Annotated in this window: 13 protein-coding genes; 5 read left to right on the forward strand and 8 right to left on the reverse strand. The window is 71.3% G+C overall.

Annotated elements, in window-relative coordinates:
- The first annotated feature begins 28 nt into the window (after positions 1–28).
- Complete coding sequence (locus TNCT1_RS30980; protein WP_143638695.1) at positions 29–607, forward strand: heme-binding protein; 579 nt, start codon at positions 29–31, stop codon at positions 605–607.
- A 107-nt stretch (positions 608–714) separates the two neighbouring features.
- Here the strand turns inward: TNCT1_RS30980 and TNCT1_RS30985 are convergent, their stop codons facing one another.
- Both TNCT1_RS30985 and TNCT1_RS30990 read right to left on the reverse strand, forming a co-directional pair.
- On the reverse strand, positions 715–1584 hold the full coding sequence (locus tag TNCT1_RS30985) for a class II glutamine amidotransferase (RefSeq protein WP_143638697.1): 870 nt from the start codon (positions 1582–1584) through the stop codon (positions 715–717).
- 272 nt (positions 1585–1856) lie between these two features.
- Complete coding sequence (locus TNCT1_RS30990; RefSeq protein WP_143638700.1) at positions 1857–2858, reverse strand: hypothetical protein; 1002 nt, start codon at positions 2856–2858, stop codon at positions 1857–1859.
- An 88-nt stretch (positions 2859–2946) separates the two neighbouring features.
- Between TNCT1_RS30990 and TNCT1_RS30995 the strand changes: the two genes are divergently transcribed.
- The gene (locus tag TNCT1_RS30995; RefSeq protein WP_174266511.1) at positions 2947–3288 is read left to right on the forward strand and encodes a DUF6233 domain-containing protein; all 342 of its coding nucleotides are present in this window, start codon (positions 2947–2949) and stop codon (positions 3286–3288) included.
- Positions 3289–3330: 42 nt separating this feature from the next.
- On the opposite strand, the gene TNCT1_RS31000 is transcribed toward TNCT1_RS30995, so the two are convergent.
- From TNCT1_RS31000 to TNCT1_RS31015, 4 genes are all read right to left on the reverse strand, one after another.
- A complete protein-coding gene (locus TNCT1_RS31000) occupies positions 3331–4494 on the reverse strand; it encodes an oxygenase MpaB family protein (protein WP_143638702.1) in 1164 nt (387 codons plus the stop codon).
- 70 nt (positions 4495–4564) lie between these two features.
- A complete protein-coding gene (locus TNCT1_RS31005) occupies positions 4565–5617 on the reverse strand; it encodes a polyprenyl synthetase family protein (protein ID WP_143638705.1) in 1053 nt (350 codons plus the stop codon).
- Entirely contained in the window at positions 5610–5891 is a 282-nt protein-coding gene (locus tag TNCT1_RS31010) for a polyprenyl synthetase (RefSeq protein WP_143638707.1), read from the reverse strand. Before TNCT1_RS31010 ends, TNCT1_RS31005 begins: the two co-directional genes overlap by 8 nt.
- Before the next feature lie 179 nt (positions 5892–6070).
- On the reverse strand, positions 6071–6379 hold the full coding sequence (locus tag TNCT1_RS31015) for a hypothetical protein (RefSeq protein WP_143638709.1): 309 nt from the start codon (positions 6377–6379) through the stop codon (positions 6071–6073).
- Positions 6380–6492: 113 nt separating this feature from the next.
- Here TNCT1_RS31015 and TNCT1_RS31020 point away from each other — a divergent pair, with 113 nt between their 5' ends.
- Both TNCT1_RS31020 and TNCT1_RS31025 read left to right on the forward strand, forming a co-directional pair.
- A complete protein-coding gene (locus tag TNCT1_RS31020; protein WP_143638711.1) occupies positions 6493–7254 on the forward strand; it encodes a polysaccharide deacetylase family protein in 762 nt (253 codons plus the stop codon).
- Positions 7255–7429: 175 nt separating this feature from the next.
- Entirely contained in the window at positions 7430–8095 is a 666-nt protein-coding gene (locus TNCT1_RS31025) for a hypothetical protein (RefSeq protein WP_143638713.1), read from the forward strand.
- A 192-nt stretch (positions 8096–8287) separates the two neighbouring features.
- Here TNCT1_RS31025 and TNCT1_RS31030 read toward each other — a convergent pair whose 3' ends face one another.
- Positions 8288–9034, reverse strand: a complete 747-nt coding sequence (locus TNCT1_RS31030) for a phosphotransferase family protein (RefSeq protein ID WP_143638714.1) — start codon at positions 9032–9034, stop codon at positions 8288–8290.
- Positions 9035–9499: 465 nt separating this feature from the next.
- Here TNCT1_RS31030 and TNCT1_RS31035 point away from each other — a divergent pair, with 465 nt between their 5' ends.
- On the forward strand, positions 9500–12439 hold the full coding sequence (locus TNCT1_RS31035) for a glycosyl hydrolase (RefSeq protein ID WP_235902986.1): 2940 nt from the start codon (positions 9500–9502) through the stop codon (positions 12437–12439).
- A gap of 161 nt (positions 12440–12600) precedes the next feature.
- Here TNCT1_RS31035 and TNCT1_RS31040 read toward each other — a convergent pair whose 3' ends face one another.
- Entirely contained in the window at positions 12601–14343 is a 1743-nt protein-coding gene (locus tag TNCT1_RS31040) for an endo-1,4-beta-xylanase (protein ID WP_143638718.1), read from the reverse strand.
- Positions 14344–14612 lie beyond the last annotated feature (269 nt).

The raw sequence follows: 14612 nt of genomic DNA on the forward strand, positions 1-14612 counted from the left end.
GACGCACACGACAGGGAGTTCGCACACCATGACGCACAAGGCGAGGAAGCTCTCCACCCGCGGCAGGTTCCTCACCGCGGCCGCGGCCCTCGCGGTCGCCGGCGCGGGCACGCTCGGCGCCGTCTCGGCCTCGGCCCAGCCCGGGACCGCCGCCCAGCCGGGCTCCGCCGCCCCGGCCGCGCTGAAGGGCAAGGCCACGACCACCAGCACCCACCTCACGATCGACGCCGCCACCGACGCCGCCCGGGCCGCGCTGAACGCCGCCGAGAAGGAGAACCAGCGGGTCACCGTCGCCGTGGTGGACCGCAACGGCAACACCGTCGTCACCCTGCGGGGCGACGGCGCCGGCCCGCAGTCCTACGAGTCCGCGATCGAGAAGGCGTACACCGCCGTCTCGTGGAACGCGCCGACCTCGGAACTGGCCAAGCGCCTGGAGCAGGCCCCGAACCTCAAGGACATACCCGGGACCCTCTTCCTCGCCGGCGGCACCCCCGTGACGGCCGCCGACGCCCCGGTCGCGGGGATCGGCGTCGCGGGCGCCCCCTCAGGCGACCTGGACGAGAAGTTCGCGCGCGCCGGCGTCGCCGCGATCGCCCAGGGGCGCTGACCCCGGCTCGCCGGCAGCACCGCGACGGCTCGGGGAGCCCGTGCGACACGGGCTCCCCGAGCCGTCGCGCTCGTCGGTTCCGGCTCCGCTCCACAGGGCCGAGCAGCTCAGGCGGCCTTCTGCGACGCGGCCGCACCGGCGTGCAGGTCGTCGAGGGTGAGCTGGTGCGCCGGCGCGTCGGGCAGCAGGACCTCGCGGCTGACGTGCAGGTCGGAGCCCACGTGCAGGAGTTCGCCCGGCTCCAGCAGGCGCCAGTCGGGGTGATCGTCCATCCGCTCGCTGGCGACGACGACCGCGGGATGCTCGGCGAGGGACTCCGAATGGATGCGCATACGGCCGTGGCTGCCGCTGTGGTCGAGGTGCCGGTTCCCGTGCCGGCCGCCCGCAGGACGCTCCAGGACGTACAGCTCGTGGGTGTCCGGGTAGCGCAGCGCCCACAGCTCCAACGGCGTGATGAGGATCAGGTTCATCGCGAAGACGGGCAGGTTCGCGGCGATCCACCGGGCGGCCTGCCGGATGCCCTCGGTCACGTCACCGCCGTTGCGCCGGGTCTCCCGGGTGATCAGGGCGAAGAAGCGCTCGGAGTCCGTTTCGCCACGGACCAGCGACCGGTCGTCCCCCAGGTGGTCGTCGAGGGCGTCGAGGCCCTCGATCACCCCGTTGTGTGCGAAGAGCCGCCCGTCCTGCTCGAAGGGGTGGGTGTTGCGGGCCTCGAGGCCGCCGGTCGAGGCGTAGCGCACGTGGGCGATGAAGGTCGCTGACTCGTCCTGCCGGGCCTCCTGCGCGAAGGCGCGGTCGCGGTAGGCGGCGATCGGGGCCTTGTCGACGCGCGGGGTGCCGTCGGCGGCGAAGCGGCCGAGGCCGGTGCCGTCGGGGTCACGGTGGCTCTGCCGGCTGAGGCTGTCGGGGGCGTCGAGCAGCCAGAAGGTGGCGTGCGTACGGAGCGGGGCGCTGCTGAGGCCGAAAAGGCGACACATGGTTTCCTCCGTGGTGACCGGCTTCCGCCGGGATGCCGACCGGGTTTCCCCTCGGTGCTCCGCCATGCGCCCGAAGATCCTCGGCGCTCTCTGGTCCGGACCCCCTCAGGATCGGCCAGGGCGTGGGCGTCGGCGAGCGGGCCCGCGGGGCGAGCGTGGCTCGCCGACGCTCCGGGGTGCGTCCCCCTGGCCGTGGCTCCGCCCGGTGGGTGAGCGGCTCGGGCGGGGCGAGGGAGCGGCCCGCTCCCCCGCGGTGCGACGCGCCGGAAGGCTCAGGAGGCGTGGCGATAGGGGACGGTGGCGGCGGGGCCGACGGCGTCGGGGCCGAACTTGTCGCGGATGCGGTCCAGGACGAGTTCGGCGGCCAGCCGGGACTCGCGTGTCTCGTCGAGGGTGATCTGCCGCGCGACGCGGTCGGCGTCGATGAGGTCCTCGGCCCTGAGGGTGAGTCCGGTCAGACGGGCGCGTTGCAGGCCGGCGGCGTCCATGAGCTGGTAGGCGAGGGTGCGCAGGTCCTCGTCGTGGTGGGAGGGTTCGGGCAGGCGGCGGGTCCTTTCCCAGGTGGTGCCGCCGGCGAACCGCAGGGTGAGGGAGAGCGCCCGGGCGGCCTGGCCGCGGTGGCGCAGCAGGAGTCCGAGTCGCACGACCAGGTCGAGCAGGGCGGAGCGGACACTGGCGCCGTCGAGGGTGTGCCGCTCGAAGGTGTGGCGCACGGACGCCGAGGCGGGCAGCGTTCTGGGGACGACGGGACGGGGGTCGATGCCGCGGGCCCGGTCGGCGGCGAGGCGTCCGTCGGTCCTGCCCAGCAGGCGCTGGACCGTGCCCGGTGAGACGGCGGCGAGCAGGCCGACGCTGTGGATCCCGTAGTCGCGGAGCGCCGCCGCCTGGCGGGGGCCGATGCCGTGCAGGGCCTCCACCGGCAGCGGGCCCAGCCACTCCGCGGCCTGCCGCCCGGCCACGGTCAGCACTCCCCCGGGTCCGGTGACCTGTGCGGAGGCGGTGGCCGCGACCGTGATCGTCGGGCCGACGCCGATACGGAGGTCCACACCGAGGCGGGAGATGGCGCGCACGCGCAGGATCTCGCCCAGGTGACCGGCGTCGGTGCCGTGGTAGCGCAGGGCGCCCTTCAGCTCGACCAGGGCGCAGGTGGGCGGCAGCGCCTGGACCACCGGGGACAGTTCGGCCAGCATTTCCAGCACCCTCCGGTAGGTCTCCTCCGGCAGCCGGTCGGGGCAGCGCACGTGCATCACGGTCGCTTCCGCCTTGTTGCTCATCCCCTTCACCTCCTGCCGCTACCGTATCGAACATAAATTCGAACATGCGAGTGCGGCACCGCCCGATCATCGATCTAGAATCGGAACTGTGTTCGATGACCTGCCTCCCGACCTGCCCAGTCTGCGCGTGCTGCGCATCTGGCACGCGATGTGGCTGGCGCGGGTCGACGCCAAGATCGCCCGGCTTAGGGAGCGCGAGGAGCAGCAGGCCCGGGCGGCCGCCGCGGCCGCCGACCGGGCGCCGGAGTGGCTGCTGGAGTACGGGCTGAACCGGGACGCCCGGCCCAACGCCGTGCACACCGGGGACTGCCGGATGGCCGGCAGACGGGCCAGGCCGGTCGGCACGGACGCCGCCCGGCACGCGCTCGCCGACGGCGTCGCCGCCTGCTCGTTCTGCCGTCCCGACACCGAGCTGGGGATCATCGGCTGACCGCCCGCCCGCGGAGCGCGTGCGGGCAGGACCGTGCGGCCGTCATGACGCGACCGACGGCGCGGGCGGTGTCCAGCGACGGGTGCGCGGTACGGAACCGGAGACACCGAAGTCCTTCTTGAGGTGTTCGGGGATGGCGTAGTGCATGACGCGGCCGCGGGTGAGGGAGGACAGTTCGAGCACGGTGGTGAGGTGGCCGAGGCGGTCCAGCGCCCAGGCGCCCAGCGGTGAGCGGTCCTCGATGGTCTCCAGCACGCCGAGCAGGTGGGGCACCGCCTTGACGACACTGTCCCAGGCGGTGTGGGGGACGCCGAGCCAGTCGGCACAGGTGTCGCCGATCAGGTGGCGGATCAGGGCGGAGACGATCGGATCGAAGAAGGTGCCGGGCACGACCTCCTCGTACAGGTCGATCAGCTGCCCGGTCAGGTGGGCGCCCTCCGGGGAGGGACCCATGTGCCGGATCATGTACAGGTCGAGGAACCGCCTGGCCTCCTCCAGGTTCTTGGGCACGGCGTCCTGGTCGACGCCGAGGATCGCGCCGACCACGCGCCAGGCGTAGAAATACGCCTCCGCCCCCTCGACGCTCATGTGGACGCCCAGGCGGTCCAGGCTGTCCAGGACGAGCAGGGAGAAGAACATCTGCCCGCCGATCATGTCCTCCTGGCAGATCGGCGTGCCCAGTACCGCGGTGTCCCAGCGGTCCTCCCGCTCGAGGTGGTGCCGGATGGAGGCGTGCAGCAGACGCACCTTCTGCGCGGCGGGGACGAACCTGCCGCCCGCCTCGAAGGCGTCGGGCCGCATCAGATGGACGGTGAACTGGCCGGTCTCCGCCATCCGCTTGGACGGGTAGTCCAGCCCATGGGTGGCCGACAGCAGTCGCGCCACGTGGGGTACGACGTAGCAGGCCGGCATGGAGGCGAACGACAGCGCGGTGGAGATGTGGACGTTGTTGTCGATGAAGAACAGGCGGGCCCGCTCCATCTCCGCCCAGTCCACCCAGGCCGGCGGCACGCTGGTGGCCCGCAGGTACTCGCGGGCGACGTCGGGCAGTCCGTCGGGAAGCGGGGCGCCGGCGGTGGAGACGTAGCGCATCAGGGTGTTGAACGTGCCGACCTCCCCCCGTTCGAACAGGGTGGCCACCACCGCGTCGGCGAATTCGTCCCCCGAGCGGCGCAGGGCGTCCATGGAGGCGTCGGTGCAGTTCATGTCGGCAGTCCTTCCCGGCAGTCCTTCTCGGCGGGCCGCCCGCTTTCGACGGTCAGCCGTGGTGGAGCGGTCAGTGGTGGCGGTCGGTGGCGAGGCGGGCGTGCTCGGTCAGGGCGTGCCGGGCCGGGTGCGGCAGGTCGAGCGCGTCCAGGCGGCCGACGGCGTCCCGCACCCGGGAGGCGATCATGTCCTCCACCTCGTCGGGTGCCTTGAGCGCGGTCATCAGTTCCCGTACGTCGCGCAGGTGGTCCTCGGTGAGGTTCCGGCGGCCCAGCACACCGGCGAGGTGCTCGCGCTGGGCGGGCCGGGCCGCACGCCAGGCCGCGGCCAGCAGTGCGGTGGGCCGCCGGCCGCGGATGTCGTCCAGGCTCGCCTTGCCGGTGCGGCCGGGTTCTCCGAACAGGCCCAGCAGGTCGTCGCGGAGCTGGAACGCCTCGCCCAGCGGCAGCCCGTACGCGGAGAGGCCGGCCCGCAGCCGGGCGGTGCCGCCGGCGAGCAGGGCGCCGATGAGCAGGGGCTGTTCCACCGTGTACTTCGCCGTCTTGTAGCGCACCACCTTCAGGGACACCCGCGGATCCGGGTCCGTTCCGGTGCTGAGGATCTCCAGGCACTCGCCTGCGATCAGCTCCCGTGCCAGGTCCGCCCACACCGGTCGCGCGCGGGCCAGGTAGGCGGCGGGCAGACCGCTGGTGGCGAACAACTGGCCTGCGAGCGCCATCAGATGGTCACCGACCAGCATGGCCAGGCAGCGGGCGGCGGCACGGGCCCGGGGCCTGCCGGTGACGGCGGTCCGCAGCGCGACGTGCGCGGTGGGCAGGTTGTGGCGCAGCGGGCTGTCGTCGATGAGGTCGTCGTGCACCATCGCGGCGGCGTGGACCAGTTCCATGGAGGCTGCCGCGCGTACGAGGGGCTCGCTGTCGGGCTGGCCGGCCGCGCGCCATCCCCAGTAGCAGAACGCCGCCCGCAGCCGCTTGCCGTGTCCGGCCGCCGCCCGCAGTTGCTCGGCCACCGGCTCCAGTGCCTGGTCGATGGCGCGGAGCTGCTCGGCCTCCGCCGCGAGGAACTCGCCCAGGACGGTGTCCACACGGGCCTTGAACTCGGCGGGTTCGAAGCGCTCAGCCATCGCCGCCGGAGGCCTTCTTCCGTGCCTTGGTGTGCTGGGCCAGCACCTCCAGGTGGGCGGGCGCGGCAGCGTGACGGTCCAGGGCGATACGGCCACGGGCCATCAGGTCCCGCTGCGCATCGCGTGCGAGGTCGGGCCCGTCGGACCGGCGCAGCAGCTGCCGTACGGCTTCGACTGCCGAGCCGACGGTGCTGACGGCCAGGTCCGCCAGGCCCGCCACGAGCAGGACCGCCTGCTCGTCCAGCCCCCGGTCGTCGGGCGGAGAAGATGTCATGCCGGTTGCCCCCCTGGCTCCTCGTGCCTTCGCGGTCCAGCACACTGCGTCCAGGTGCGGCCAGGCCCGGGAGGTCTCGCCAAACCACCTCATCGGAGGAACCGGGGGCACGCGGGGTGTCCGGCGCCGGGAGGCCGCGCCGCCGTGCGCGCGCCGTCCGCCGCCGTGCGGGCAGGGGGTCAGCCGGTGTGGCCGGGGTGGCCCTGGGTCAGCAGCTTGTTCCAGGCCAGGGCGAAGACGGGGAAGCCGAGTTCGGCCAGGCGGAGACGGGCGGCCTTGACGTTCACACCTGTGGCGCCGGTGGCCGTCTCGACCAGATCGACCACGTAGTAGAGGTGGGTGCCGATCAGGGCGTACCAGCTCCGGTTGGGGTGCGGGTCGGCGGAGTCGGCGGGGCTCAGGCCCGCGGCGGCGGCGCGGACGGAGTCCGTCGTGAGCCGGTAGGTGAGGTCGCCCGCGGTGATCGTCGTCTCCGTGACGGTGGACATGAGAGGACTCCTGACGTGATCGAGCCGCCGTTCCCGGCGGCGGAGCATACGCTGGTGTCATGCAGGTCTTGCGCGCTGATCGCCGACCGCGCACGCCGGCAAGGTACACGGGGTTGCTGGTCACGTCCGTCCTCGTCGTGATCCAGTCGATGACCGTGGGACCCTCGGTCGCTCACGCCGCGCCCGCGGCCCCCGCAGCCGCTCCCGTCGCCGCGCCCGCGGCCCCCACTGCCGCGCCCGGCGCTCCCGCTCCCGACTGCGCGGTCGCCCGGTGTGTGGCGTTGACCTTCGACGACGGCCCGACCCAGTACACGGCCTCTGTCCTGCGGCTGCTGGAGGCCCACGACGCGGTGGCGACCTTCTTCCTGATAGGGCCCCACGCCCTGCAACGGCCGATGACGGTCCGGCGCGAGCAGCGCGACGGAGACGCGATCGGCGACCACACGGTCACCCACCCGCACCTCGTCGCCCTCTCCGCCGACGGCGTCCGCTTCGAGCTGAGCGGCGCGGCCAAGGACATCGCCTCGGTCACCGGGCGGCGGCCCACGCTGCTGCGTCCCCCGTTCGGCAGCTACGACTCCCGGGTCCGGGCAGTGGCCGGACAGGAGGGGCTCGCCGTCGTGATGTGGAGCCTGGATCCCCAGGACTGGAAGAGGATCACTCCCTTCACCATCGAACGGCGTGTCCTCGATTTCGCCCGTCCCGGTGACATCGTGTCCCTCCACGACCGGTACGCGCGCACGCCCGTGGCGTTCCCGCGCATCCTCACGGGCCTGACCGCACGCGGCTACACCTTCGTCACCGTCCCCGAGATGTTCGCCGACAGCGGTGGAACACACCCCGGCGTCGTCTACCACCACGGCCCGAGACTCTGACCGCCGGTGGCGCACGGCCGCGTTCGGGCCGAAGGGAAGTCGCTCATCCCGTAGAAACGGGGTGTTCCACCCGTATTATCGCTGCACCAGGGCACATTGCGGCCGCAACGCCACCCCTGGCCCGCTTCCACGGCCCGCCAGAGCCACGTCCCGGCCGCCGACCAAGGAGACGACCATGTCCGAAGGAACGGCGTCAGCAACCGCGTTGACCTCGCAGTACGTCAGCCAGGTGGCCGGCGACCTCGAACGGAACGTCAAGGAGCAGGAACGCGTCAGCGCCGAACTCAGCGCGTTGCAGGAGCAGTTGATCGCACTCCAGCACGACCACGCCGTGCTGGTGAGCATGCAGCAGGCGCTCGGTGTCCCCGCTCCCGTCGCCGCGCCTCCGGCCGCCGGCGGCGGTGCCGCCGTGCCGTCCCCCAGGAAGCAGACCACCGGCGCCTCCGGTGGGCGGCGAACGGCGAAGGCGGCCGCGGTGAAGTCGCCCAAGAGCCTCAAGCGGGCGAAGCAGACCGGTGCGAAGCCCGCCGCCGGGAAGGAGGTCACCGGGAAGCCGGTCGCGCGGGAGGGAGCCCGTCCCACCCTGGTCGACCTCGTCCACCGCCACCTCACCGGGCAGAGCGAGCCCCGGTCCGCGGCGGAGGTGGCCAAGGCGGTCGCCGACGCGCACCCCGAGCGCAGCATCTCGTCCAACGTCGTGCGCACCACCCTGGAGAACCTCGTCGCCAGGAGCCTCGCGCAGCGGAACAAGCAGGGCAGTTCCGTCTTCTACACCGCTTCCGCGCCGGCGGAGCCGTCCTCGGCGCCCGAGGAGGAGGCGCAGCCCGACGCCGTGAAGTGAAGTGGCCGCCGTCGAGGCGGACACGGGGCCGGGGTGCGGCCGCGGGCGTCCCCGCGGCCGCCGCGCCGCCTCGACTGCTCGTGTCCAGCCGGCGTACCACTCGGAGCAGGCGGTCCTGGCCACGTAGGGGACGCCGTCGGACTGCATGCGCCAGTAGGCGAACGCATACGTGGGAGTCGGGCCCGGGCGGCCTCACATCCGGGATCTCAGCACGTCGACCTCACAGCCCGACGCGAAGGGGTCGAAGCCCTGCTCGATCAGCGAGCGAACTGCCAGCAGGCTTCGCAACGACGACCACGCGTGGATCACGTCGAGGTCGATGTCGGTGCCGTAGCCGGCGATGACGTCGTCGAGGTGCTCCTCGTGTCCGAGCGTGAAGGTGGCGAGGTCGTACAGGGCATCACCCTGGCCCGCCTCGGACCAGTCGATGATGCCGGTGACCTCGTCGCCGTCGACGAAGACGTGCGCGATCTGCAGGTCGCCGTGCGTGAACGCCGGAGTCCACGGCCGCAGCGCGGCCTCGGCGACCTGGCGGTTGCGGGTGACCAGGTCGGCGGGCAGGACGCCGTTCGTCACGAGCAACTCGCACTCGTCGTCGAGTTCCTTCGTCAACTCGTCCATGCTCCGGCCGGCCCGGCCCGGCCGGGGCGGCAGCGGCGCGTCGTGCAGCTTCCGGATGGCGGCGCCCGCCGCGGCCCACGCCGCCGGCGACCCGGTCGACGGCCCGCCGAGGCGCCCAAGCGTCGTCCCCGGGAGTGCAGCGGTCGCGAGCACGGGTGGCTTGCGCCATAGGACGTCCGGGGTCGGGACCGGCGCGAGGGACATCGCCTCGACCTCAACGTCGAGGCGCGCTTGATCGGCGTCCACCTTCAAAAACACGTCGCCGACGCGGAGAGTCGCGCGCTCGGAATGGGCGACGACGACTTCGACCTCATCCATGAACGACCAGTATCCCGGGGATTATCGCTGGCGTCGCCAGGTTTATCACGTGCGATTACGCGGTTGACCTGCGCGGAGACTGGGGAAAGCTGACCGGTTCGCCTGACCGGCCCGTCGACGGGCTTTGCAGTCAAGGCGGTGTGGCTCGCATTCAGCCGGTGTGGATCGCGTGGGCGGCCGCACACCGAACCGGCGCTCGTGGTGGCGGCCCTCCGCTTGAGGGGCAGCTGCCTGGATGGTCAGACCTTCACAACGCCTCAAGGGCGTTACGCCTAGGTGAACTTCAGTCGCTCAGTGTGTTGACGCGTTCATGAAGCGCTCCCTACTCTCGCGTCTTGAGAGCGCTCTCAAAGGGCCGTACACGCGGCACCCCACGTCAGGAGAGTTCGCATGTCCAGCGACACAGACCGGCCAAGACCAGTCGGCAGCCTTCCCCCACGCAGAACCGTATACAGCCTTCATGTCATGGTGTTCGGGGTGGTCGCGGCCCTCCTCGGCACGGTACTGGCCGTGTTCGCCCCTCACACGGCGAGCGCCGCCACGGTGGGCCAGGGCAGCTACTCCACCACGCCTCCCGGCCCGTTGCCCTCGGGCTGCGCGGACCTGTCCACCAACCCGCGCCACTGGGTCACGGCCAACGCCCCGTCAGGCGCCGTGCCGACCAACGACTGGTGGTCGTCCATCCTCTGGAAGCGCACCAACTGCGCCTACGGTGAGCCGCTGTTCGCGCAACCGCTGGGCTTCAAGGCCCAGTCGCGCGGCCTCGGCTTCTCCTACAGCACCACACCGGCGATCTCCGGCAGCGCCAAGGGCGTGGGCGAGTACCACTTCAACTACACCGAGGACTTCGTCGCCGGGGTGGCCGGCCTGGGCGCTCCCGAGGTGAAGGTCGACGACTGGAGCGACTGGACCGTCAGCCCCGTCCTGAGCGACGGCGCGCACACGTTGCGGGCGACCATCGGCTCCGGCCTGCCGTTCGCGTACTTCCGGGCGACCGGCGGCGACGCCCAGATCAAGGTGGCCTCCGGCGCGACGGCCAACGTCTGGTCCCACTCCGGTTCGATGCTCGGCTACACCATCGCCGGGCACGACTACGTGGCCTTCGCCCCGAGCGGTGCCACCTGGTCGGTCGACGGCTCCGGCACCACCTTCACCTCCTCGCTCGGGGGCAGGGACTACTTCTCGATCGCCGTCCTGCCCACCACGCCGTCCACCTCGGCCACGGACCGGGCCGCGCTGGCGGACGAGTACGTCAAGTACGCCTACAACCAGGTCACCGGGACCGCGGTGTCGTACGCGTACGACGAGGCGAGCAGCACCGTCACGACGAAGTACAGCTTCACCACCACCGCCATGGAGGGCGCCGGCAAGGCCACGGTCGCGGCGCTGATGCCGCACCAGTGGCGCAACCTCGCCGGCGGCGCCCCGCTGGCGCAGAAGTACATCTCCTCGCGCGGCCCGCTGAAGGTGCTCACCGGCATCACGTCCTTCACGACGTCGATGGTCTTCCACGGCGTGCTCCCCGAGGTGCCGGCCGTCGCCGACAGCTCCGGGGCCGACGCCACCACCCTGCAGAACTACCTGAACGCGGAGAAGGCCGACCCGACCCGGCAGCAGAGCGACGACACCTACTGGACCGGCAAGGGCCTCGGCCGCGCCGCCCGCCTGGCGGAGATCGCCGACCAGACCGGCAACAAGGACGTCCGCGACGCCGCCCTCGCGGCGATCAAGTCCAAGCTGACGGACTGGTTCACCGCCTCGCAGAACGAGACGGGCCACCTGTTCTACTACGACGACAAGTGGGGCACCCTGATCGGCTACCCGGCCTCCTACGGGTCCGACCAGGAGCTGAACGACCACCACTTCCACTACGGCTACTACATCGCCGCGGCCGCGACCCTCGCCAAGTTCGACCCGGACTGGGCCGGCTCCAGCCAGTACGGCGGCATGGTGGACCTGCTGATCCGCGACGCCAACAACTACGACCGTGCCGACAAGCGTTTCCCCTACCTGCGTGACTTCGACATCTACAGCGGTCACGACTGGGCCTCCGGCCACGGCTCGTTCGCCGCGGGCAACAACCAGGAGTCCTCGTCGGAGGGGATGAACTTCGACAACGCCCTCATCCAGTGGGGCATCGCGACCGGCGACAAGACGGTCCGGGACGCCGGCATCTACATGTACACCACGCAGGCCGCCGCCATTCAGGACTACTGGTTCGACGCCAAGGACCAGATCTACCCGAGCGACTTCCCGCACAAGGAGGTCGGCATGGTCTGGGGCAACGGCGGCGCGTACTCGACCTGGTTCTCCAGCGCCCCCGAGCAGATCCAGGGCATCAACCTCCTGCCGGTGACCGGCGGTCACCTCTACCTGGGCGACGACCCCGCCTACGTCAAGGCCAACTACCAGGAGATGCTCGACCAGAGCGGCAAGACCCGGCCGACCATCTGGACGGACATCTGGTACGAGTACCAGGCCCTCGGCGACGGTGACGCGGCCCTGGCCAACTTCCGCGCCAACAACGGATTCACCTCCGAAGAGGGCGAGAGCAAGGCGCACACCTTCCACTGGATCCGCAACCTGGCCGCGCTTGGCAACGTGGACACCACCGTCACCGCCGACAACCCGCTGACCGCGGTCTTCACCAAGAGCGGCCGGCGCACCTACGTCGCCGCCAACGTGGCGGCCACCGACACGACCGTGCACTTCTCCGACGGGACCGCCATCAAGGTGCCCGCCGGCAAGACGGTGGCCTCCGGCGCCCAGAACTGGAGCGGCGGCACCGCGACGGGCGGCGTCGACTCCAGCCCGAGCCCGAGCGTCACGGACTCCGCGACCCCCAGCCCGAGCCCGTCGGACAGCGCGTCGCCGAGCCCCTCCCCGTCGGACAGCGCGTCGCCGTCTCCCAGCCCGTCGACCACCGCGGGTTCCTCCCCGGACCTGTACCTGCAGTCCGACGGCACCCTGGCGGGCACGGCGGGCGGCGACGGCAGCGTCACCGTGACGTCCGGCGACGGCACCAACCACGACGGCACCCCGTACCAGCCGGTCACCATGACCAGCAAGGGACTGAACCTGAAGTACAACGGGGCCACCACGACCTTCGATCTGTCGGTCGACGCCAAGCAGGCCGTGGGCAACGGCGTGCAGATGCGGGTGTCCTACGACTGCACCGGCGACGGCAGCTGGGACCGCGTGGAGACCTACCGCTACTTCGCCACCGACCCGGTCACCGGCTGGGAGCACTACAAGGACACCCAGGGTCTGCTCTCCTCCCAGGGCACCATGTGCGGCAGCCTGACGGGCGGCACCGTACGGGCGGAGGTCTGGAACGCGATCGGCAATAATCCCACCACCGTGGGCACCGGCAGCCTGTCCGTGCTGCACCTGCCCTTCGCGTGAAACAACCGAGGCGCCGGTGATCGAGTCCTAGGCTCCGGACGGAACCACGCCAGCCACCCCGGGGACGACCTGGCGGGCCCGTGCAGCGCGGGTCCCTCGTCCAGATGCCACTTGTCGCCGGGCTGAGGCTGTCGGCGGCGCAGGCTGTCGGCGTACTGCCCTCACGCCTCGTCGAAGGCCTCGAGCAGGCGCTCGTACGCCGGCTTCGGCCGCAGGGCCGCGTCCCACGGCAGGGAATCGGCCGTGCGCGGAGGATAGATCTTGGTGTCGGCGGTGGAACCGTACCGGTCGGTGAATCCCCAGGTGGAGAACGATGTGCAGTTCGGCTCCCCCAGGCAGACCCGCAGCTTGCCCGCCATCTCGTCAGCCTGGGTGTGCCGCCCGTCCTCCTCGTCCTCACCTATGGGGACGTCCATCTCCGACACCCGCGCCTGGACCCCGAGTTCCGCCAGATCCCGCACATGGCCGCGAAAGGTCTCCGGGTCGATGCGGTCGCCGGGTGCGTACTCGTGGTTTTGAAAACCCACGCCGTCGATCGGTACGCCGCGTTCCTTGAGCCGCTTGACCAGATCGTAAAGGGCGTCCCACCGCTCGCCTTCCTCCTCGACCCCGTACTCGTTGAGGAACAGCCGTGCCTTCGGATCGGCCCGGTGAGCGGCCCTGAACGCCTCGTCGATGTACTCCTCGCCCATGGCCTCGAACCACGGGCTCTGCTCGGAGCGCAGACCGAGATCCCCGTTGGTGTAGCTCTTCTCGTCGTCGGACATGGGCTCGTTGACCACATCCCATTCCGCGACCTTTCCCTTGAAGTGCCCGGCGACCGTGGCGATGTGCCGGAGCATGGTCCGGCGCACCTCCTCGGGGTCGTCGTCCTCCCGCATCCACTCGGGCAGGGCCTCGTGCCAGACGAGGGTGTGCGCGTGCACCTTCATGTCGTTCGCGCGGGCGAAGCGTACGAGTAGGTCCGCGTCGCGGAAGTCGTAGACGCCCCGGCGTGGGTGGAGAAACTGTGGCTTGAACGCGTTCTCCGGAGTGAGCATGGAGAACTGGCTCCCCGCGAGCGCCCGGTAGCGTGCGTCGGTGAGCAGCGGGTTCTCGGCCACGGCGGCGCCGACGTCGAACGGCCGCCCCACGTCTGCGGCCCGCGCACGCAGCGAGTCGTCGGACTGCTCCTGGCGTAGCCGCGGCGCCTTGATCACGCGGAGCGAGTCACCGCTCTCCGCCCGCGCGGTCAGCTGCGTGAGGCGCCATCCCTCGCGGCGCTCGTCTTCGCCCGCGTCCGCCTCCAGACCGAACCAGACAGTGCCCTCGGCGAACACCCCCGGGTCCTGCACGGTTCCCAGCCGCCGCCCGTCGGCGTCCACGCGGAAGGTGTCACCGATGCTCGACACGGCGAGCGTCACCGTCCCGGAGCAGCCGCAGTCGAACTCCTCGGATGTGGCCGGCTCATCGCTCTCGCCGTCCCATATCTGTACCTTCACTCGTCCGTCAGCGGTCACGCCGACGCGGAGTGAGGGCCGCTCCTGCCGCCACTCGTCATAGATGACCGGTACCCGTCCGTACAGCCGCAGCCATGAGCCCCCGTCATCGTCACCCACACCGGACATGCGCGCGGTGACGGTGAAGTCGCCATCGGATTCAAAATGCGGGCCGGCCAGGTTCAGCGGGGGGTTGGGCTGGCCGCCGGAGGAGTCCTGCTCCACGATGCGCCGATCCAATGCGCTGACCCGCAGGATGTCGTTCCGCGCGGTGGTACCCGGCGTCTGCGTCCAGTCCTGGTTCCGCAGCAGGTCTTCGTCGTTTCCGCCGCCCGCGCCGTCGCCCTGCCCCGTACACCCGGCCGCCACCGCCATGACGAGCACCACGGCGGTCAGTCGCTGCCACGTCCCCCCACCGAGGCCCACGGTCCCTCCCACTCCCTTGTTCGAGACGCGATCAACGTCTCGAAACCGGGCCACAGTTCATCACACGCGAGGTACGGCGGCCTTCAGGCGCCGGGGAACAGCGGAACGGGAAACCGACGTCTGTAAACTCCGTGACGATCCACCACGGGCAATGGCCCGTTATCCGCGGTACCGGTCACGATGAGCTGCGGCTACGCTCGGCCGAGGTCACGTGAAGGCGGCCCCGTCTTTTTCTGTGGCAGAGCCGCTGGCGCCGGTCCTCGTTCCGT

This window comes from Streptomyces sp. 1-11 (assembly GCF_007176755.1).
In the GTDB taxonomy this organism is placed as follows: Bacteria; Actinomycetota; Actinomycetes; order Streptomycetales; family Streptomycetaceae; genus Streptomyces.

What these genes read in the sequence shown, in the direction of transcription:
- TNCT1_RS30980 (WP_143638695.1), top strand. Translation starts at nt 29, where the DNA reads ATGACGCACAAGGCGAGGAAGCTCTCCACCCGCGGCAGGTTCCTCACC.
- TNCT1_RS30985 (WP_143638697.1), bottom strand. Translation starts at nt 1,584, where the DNA reads ATGTGTCGCCTTTTCGGCCTCAGCAGCGCCCCGCTCCGTACGCACGCC.
- TNCT1_RS30990 (WP_143638700.1), bottom strand. Translation starts at nt 2,858, where the DNA reads ATGAGCAACAAGGCGGAAGCGACCGTGATGCACGTGCGCTGCCCCGAC.
- TNCT1_RS31000 (WP_143638702.1), bottom strand. Translation starts at nt 4,494, where the DNA reads ATGAACTGCACCGACGCCTCCATGGACGCCCTGCGCCGCTCGGGGGAC.
- TNCT1_RS31005 (WP_143638705.1), bottom strand. Translation starts at nt 5,617, where the DNA reads ATGGCTGAGCGCTTCGAACCCGCCGAGTTCAAGGCCCGTGTGGACACC.
- TNCT1_RS31010 (WP_143638707.1), bottom strand. Translation starts at nt 5,891, where the DNA reads ATGACATCTTCTCCGCCCGACGACCGGGGGCTGGACGAGCAGGCGGTC.
- TNCT1_RS31015 (WP_143638709.1), bottom strand. Translation starts at nt 6,379, where the DNA reads ATGTCCACCGTCACGGAGACGACGATCACCGCGGGCGACCTCACCTAC.
- TNCT1_RS31025 (WP_143638713.1), top strand. Translation starts at nt 7,430, where the DNA reads ATGTCCGAAGGAACGGCGTCAGCAACCGCGTTGACCTCGCAGTACGTC.
- TNCT1_RS31030 (WP_143638714.1), bottom strand. Translation starts at nt 9,034, where the DNA reads ATGGATGAGGTCGAAGTCGTCGTCGCCCATTCCGAGCGCGCGACTCTC.
- TNCT1_RS31035 (WP_235902986.1), top strand. Translation starts at nt 9,500, where the DNA reads ATGGTGTTCGGGGTGGTCGCGGCCCTCCTCGGCACGGTACTGGCCGTG.